This window comes from Deinococcota bacterium, assembly GCA_030858465.1.
Classification (GTDB): domain Bacteria; phylum Deinococcota; class Deinococci; order Deinococcales; family Trueperaceae; genus JALZLY01.
In genome coordinates this window covers 1-3,349 of sequence record JALZLY010000015.1, presented here as the reverse complement: position 1 = coordinate 3,349, position 3,349 = coordinate 1, and the positions used below count along the sequence as shown (strand labels likewise).

General features: G+C 62.8%; 4 protein-coding genes. All 4 read right to left on the bottom strand.

The window, feature by feature from the left end; all coding sequences use genetic code 11:
* Positions 1-133 precede the first annotated feature (133 nt).
* The gene (locus M3498_00900) at positions 134-952 is read right to left on the bottom strand and encodes a hypothetical protein (GenBank protein MDQ3457854.1); all 819 of its coding nucleotides are present in this window, start codon (positions 950-952) and stop codon (positions 134-136) included.
* A 10-nt stretch (positions 953-962) separates the two neighbouring features.
* Complete coding sequence (locus tag M3498_00895; protein MDQ3457853.1) at positions 963-1,757, bottom strand: carbohydrate ABC transporter permease; 795 nt, start codon at positions 1,755-1,757, stop codon at positions 963-965.
* A gap of 77 nt (positions 1,758-1,834) precedes the next feature.
* Complete coding sequence (locus M3498_00890) at positions 1,835-2,671, bottom strand: sugar ABC transporter permease (protein MDQ3457852.1); 837 nt, start codon at positions 2,669-2,671, stop codon at positions 1,835-1,837.
* A gap of 103 nt (positions 2,672-2,774) precedes the next feature.
* On the bottom strand, positions 2,775-3,349 hold a 575-nt coding region (locus tag M3498_00885), incomplete at its 5' end, for an extracellular solute-binding protein (GenBank protein ID MDQ3457851.1).

Sequence of the window (3,349 nt, the reverse complement as noted above, 5' to 3'; positions counted from 1 at the left end):
CAACTGCTCGACGAGCGCCGCCGCGCCGGGCGCCAGCCGCCCGCCGAACCAGAGGCAGCCGTCAAGGTCGAAGACGAAGGCGCTGGCGTCTTGCAGGCTGGCAGTCTTTGTCCGAGCCGGCCCCGCGGTGACCTCAGCGAAAGCCATGGCGCTCCAGGAAGTCGATCAGGGCCCCCGGATTGCCCGAGCTGAAACCGTCCACGCCCCACTCGGCCCACTCGAGAATGCGCGGCCCCGGCGAGGCGCCGACGTGGACGCTTAAGCCCATCTCCTTGGCCCGGCGGATCCGTTCCTCGGTGGCGTACTCAGGGCTCGGCGTCCAGGCATAGAAGCCCTGCGCGATGGCCACGTCGAGCATGTCGAAACGCAAGGAGGGTTGCTCCCAGTCGATCAGCAAGAGCTTGGCTTCGGGCTCGAGCTCGCGCACCGCCAGGAGCGCCTGCACGTCAAACGACGAAAAAAGCACGCGATCCACGGCGCCACGCTCCTGAACCACCCGGACGGTCGCTTCGATCACGCGCTCTACCCAGGAGGCAAGCCTCCCCCGCGACTTGATCTCGAGGTTTAAGACCGCCCGCCCGTCAACAAGCTCGAGCACCTCCTCGAGGGTGGGGACGCGCTCACCGGCGAACTCGCCACCCTTCCAGCCTCCCGCGTCGAGTTGGCGAAGCTGTGCCAGGGTAAAGCTCTCGACCGGGCCACTGCCGTCGGTGGTGCGATCCACGGTGCGGTCGTGCATGAGGACCACGTGGCCGTCGGCGGTAATAGCCAGGTCCATCTCGAGCCTGTCGGCGCCCACTTCTATCGCCCGCTTGAAGGCGAGGAGCGTCAGTTCCGGATAGTCAGCGCTGTAGCCTCGGTGCGCCTGCACAAAGACGTAAGGGTCCTTTTCGGCTATGGAATTACTGCTGAGCGTAAGACAGATCATGATGAGGCCAATCCCATATTTCACGCTTTCCCCTTTACTTGAGGCCACTTCGCGTAATCCCGCGGATAAAGGCCTGCTGCAAGAACATGAAGAGGATGATCGTCGGAATCATCACCAGAATGGCTGCGGCCATGAGGGGTCCTTGTACGATGCCCGAACCGAGTTCGTCGGAAAAGGCTTGCAGGCCGATCTGCAAGACGCGCATGTCACGGCTCGAGGTCATGATGAGAGGCCACAGGAAGTCGTTGTAGGAGCTGATAAACACGAAGATGAACACCGTGATGAGGGCCGGCCTCGAGAGCGGAACCACGATATGCCAGAGGAACCTCAGGCGCCCGGCACCATCGAGCCGGGCCGACTCCTCGAGCTCGATGGGAATGGTCATGAAAAACTGCCGGAGCAAGAAGATAGCAAAGCCGCTGGCGCCGTTGGGAACGATGAGCGCGAAGAAGGTGTTGATCCAGCCCAGGTTGCTGAGGATGAGAAAGTTGGCGGTGAGCGTGACCGTGGTTGGAATCATGAGCGTCGCCAGCATCATCATGAAGATGATCTCTTTGCCTGGAAAGTTCATCCGCGCGAAGGCAAAGGCGGCCAGGGTGCCCGTGATGCATTGCAGGACGGCCGCGCCGCCGGCGAAGATGAAGCTGTTGCGGAGCGAGCGCACGTAATTCAAACCCGCGTACGCTTCGGTGTAGTTTTGCCAGAAGAGTTCTCTCGGCAACGACAGCGAGCCGGTGGCGAGCTCGCCGGGCAGCTTGAGCGAAGAGAGCAAGGCCCAGATGAAGGGAAAGAGCCACACCAGGGCGGCGAAGGAGATGAGTGCCGCCACGAAGGCGGCACCCAGCCTCTCGTAGGAGCTGACGCTCGACCGTCGTTTCGGCCTAGCTGAGGTCGTCGCCTGTCCCGTCATCGCTCGTAGTTCACCCTGGCCCCGATGGTGAGGCGCTGAACGACGGTGAGCGTCACCAGGAAAACGAAGAGCACCACCGAGATGGCTGAGGCGTAGCCGAACTCGAGGCTCTCGAAGGCGCGCTGGTAGAGGTAGAACACCACCACCTCCGTGGACCGTACCGGCCCCCCGCCCGTCATCACGTAGACGCTCGTGAACACCTGAAACGAGTTGATCATCTGCAGGATCAAAATAAGGTAGGTGACCGGCATCAGCATGGGCCAGGTGATGTAGCGAAAGAGGTGCCAGCGTTGGGCGCCGTCTAAACGGGCTGCCTCGTAGTAATCCTCAGGAATGTCGAGGATGCCGGCCAGGTAGATGACCATGTAGTAACCCACCCCACTCCACACGGCCAGCAAGATGACCGCGGGCATGGCCCAGGTGGGATCCTGCAGCCAGCGTACGGGCGAGAGCTCGAAAAGTTGCAGAAAATAGTTGAGAATGCCAATGTTGGGGTGGTACATCCAGCGCCACACCACCGCCACGGCGACCGTCGAGGCGACCACCGGCAGAAAGAAGACCGTCCGGAAGACGCCTACGCCGCGCATCTTGCGGGCAAGGCCCAGCGCCAGGACCAGCGCCAGCGCCATCTGGACCGGCACGCTCACGCCAACGAAGTAGATCGTGTTCCATACCGAGTTCCAAAAGCGCTCGTCGGCGAAGAGGCGCTGATAGTTGTCGAGGCCGATAAAGGAGCTGACCGGGCGCAAGAGAAGCCGGTCGGTGAGACTCAGCCGGAAGACGTCGAAAGCGGGAAGATACTGGAAGGTGCCCAAAATGAGCGCGGCGGGCATGAGAAAAAGATAGGCGCTCAGGGCCTCCCCAAGCTTGCGGCGCCGCTCGGCAGAGAGAAAGCGCGCCCCTCCCGAAGAGCGGCGCGCGCTTTGATTTTTGCCCCTACCGGGCATACACCTGCAGAAGGCGGTTGGCTTCTTGCGCAGCGATATCGAGCGCCCGCTGAGGGTCAGTGCCCGCCAGCAAGATCTCCTCGGTCGCCGTGCCGTAGGCCGAGTGGACCTCGTTCCAGAAGGGGACCAGAGTGCGAGGGTAACCGTGGCTGCTCATCTGGTCGTAGGTCAATCGCGCTTCCGGAAGCTGCTCGAAACGCGCTTGCAGGGTCTCGGTCTCGAGCGCCGCCGGCATAGGCGCCATGTAGCCGGTCGCGGCGGCGAAGCGCGCGCTCTGCTCGGGGGCGGCCACCCACTTCAAGAACTCCCAGGCAGCCTGCCGCTCGGCCTCGCTGCCGGTATCCATGATGTAGAAGTTGCCGCCGCCGATGGGCGCGTAGCACTCGCTGTGGCACCAGAGGGTGGCCGCCCGCAGGTCAAAGTCGGCCTGAGTGAAGTAGTTCTCGAGGTTGGCGGTCGAAGCGAGGATCATCGCTTGGCGGCCCGCGAAGAAGTCTTCCGTCTGGCTGTCCGAGGCTACCGCGATGTCGCGCTCGACGAGCTCGAGCCAGAACTCGGCCACTT